General features: G+C 44.4%; 3 protein-coding genes. All 3 read left to right on the top strand.

Annotated elements, in window-relative coordinates:
* Positions 1-973 (top strand): response regulator (locus KIV40_RS29040; protein WP_306431919.1); only part of this gene is annotated, 973 nt, incomplete at its 5' end.
* A 50-nt stretch (positions 974-1,023) separates the two neighbouring features.
* On the top strand, positions 1,024-1,173 hold the full coding sequence (locus KIV40_RS29035; protein ID WP_285352692.1) for a PAS domain-containing protein: 150 nt from the start codon (positions 1,024-1,026) through the stop codon (positions 1,171-1,173).
* A 123-nt stretch (positions 1,174-1,296) separates the two neighbouring features.
* The coding region (locus KIV40_RS29030; protein ID WP_285352691.1) for a diguanylate cyclase at positions 1,297-1,587 on the top strand (291 nt) is incomplete at its 3' end.

Genomic DNA, 1,587 nt, shown 5'->3' with positions numbered 1-1,587 from the left:
CATTGTCATTTGTGATGACTCCTCTCTAGCAAGGAAATCTCTTCAGCGTTGTATCTCTCCAGAGTCGTTCGGTATTATGACTTTTCTGTGTGCCAATGGCCGAGAAGCGATTGCGACCGTCGTCGAAAACTCAATTGATCTGATGTTTTTGGATCTCACCATGCCAGAGATGGATGGTTATGAGGTGCTTCAATACCTGCGTGATTATGGCATTGAAACTCAGGTTGTTGTGATCTCGGGCGATGTACAAGAGGAAGCCAATAGGCGATGTTTAGAGCTTGGAGCCTCTGAGTTTATTGCCAAGCCTTTCAACAAAGATGAAGTGGCAACACTAATTCAAAGCTACGTCTATAAAACACCAACAACCAATACCACGCCTTTTCAACCGCAAGACGATGTTGAGATCGACCCTGTTAGCAAGTTCCGAGAAATTACCAATATTGCTTTGGGGCGCGGTGCAGCCGTCATTTCGGATCGCATTGGAAAATTCATCGATCTGCCAGTACCGAATGTCGGCATTGTTGAGGCGAGTGAATTGAATATGATCATTGCAGATGCTCTCCACAGAGACTCGGTGCATGCCGTGACACAGCGATTTGTGGGTAATGGTATCCATGGTGAGTCCCTAGTCTGTATGCGAGGACAAGATATCAGTGCGTTAGGGCATGCGTTGGGTTTTCCTACCACTCAATCCAACCACAATGAAATGATCCTCAATATCGCCAACCTACTTGTTTCAACCTATCTCAATTCGTTAGCTAGCCAGTTGGTCGTGGACTTTTCGCTGCGCCAGCCTGTCACTGTCGCTAAAAACGATCAAGATGAATTCCTTGCGATTCACCATGTTGAACAGAGCGCTTTTACGGTTGAATTCACCTATCTAGCTGAGCATTTGGATTTTGAGTGTGAGGTATTACTGCTGCTTGATGCAGAGTCTGTAGAAATCTTATATCGTTTGATGGAGGTTTTATAATGAGTCAGATTACTTTTGAACTGGATTAACTGCACTGGGCGTTACAGGTAATGGATACCATTGATGTGGGGCTGGTGGTTCTCGATCTTGATCATAATGTCTGCCTCTGGAACAGCTTTATGCAGAGTTATAGCGGAATTAATGGTGACAAGATCCTTCATAAAAACTTGTTTGATGTCGTGCCTAACTTGCCGCAATAGTGGCTAACCGCGCAAATTGCAGCGTGCAGTGAGTTGAAGAGCCGAATTTTTTCAAATTGGGAAGATCGCCCACACATCTTTGATTTTAAGAACTACTCCCCGTTATCACATCAACGCATCAATATGTATCAAAACTTGGTAATGACGCCTTTAACCTCATTGAATGGGCGCGTGTCCCATGTTTGTTTGATGGTGCAAGATGTTTCTGATGTGGCCAATAGCAAACTGCAATTGCGTGACTCTAATGAACGACTCTCGACGATGAGCCGAACCGATGGGCTTACGGGATTATTTAATCGAGCTCATTGGGAATTTTGTTTATCGAGAGAATACGAGAATGCTCAACTGCTAACTCAGCCATCGACACTGGTGATCTTCGATATTGACCACTTTAAGACAGTCAACGATACATAC

It is taken from the genome of Vibrio sp. D173a, assembly GCF_030248475.1.
Note: the sequence above shows the minus strand (reverse complement) of the source record. Positions and strands in the feature narration are given on the sequence as shown.